Origin of the sequence: Shewanella sp. SG41-4 (assembly GCF_014164505.1) — a bacterium.
Classification (GTDB): Bacteria; Pseudomonadota; Gammaproteobacteria; order Enterobacterales; family Shewanellaceae; genus Shewanella.
This window is the reverse complement of record NZ_JACJFI010000792.1, coordinates 1-227: the sequence shown is the minus strand read 5'-3', so window position 1 is coordinate 227 and position 227 is coordinate 1. Positions and strand designations below refer to the sequence as shown.

Annotated in this window: 1 protein-coding gene; it reads left to right on the top strand. The window is 53.3% G+C overall.

What is annotated here, in order from left to right; all coding sequences use genetic code 11:
- Window positions 1-227, top strand: a 227-nt coding sequence (locus H5202_RS23850) for a hypothetical protein (protein ID WP_182774180.1), incomplete at both ends; no start/stop codon positions are given.

The window sequence follows — 227 nt, the reverse complement described above, 5'->3', positions numbered from 1 at the left end:
AATGGCCCTGTCACTCAAGACATGCTCGACAACGGCTTTGACGTTGAAGTCCCTGTCACTGCAGGCGCAACTGATGTTGATGTTACGGCGCAAGTGATTGATATCGCCGGCAACCCATCTGCAACAGCTACTGACAACCAGCCTGTGGACAATGTTGCCGCACCTGCACCAATCGTTGAATTCAGCGGCATGGGCAGCGATGGTATCTTCAACAGCGATGAGATCGG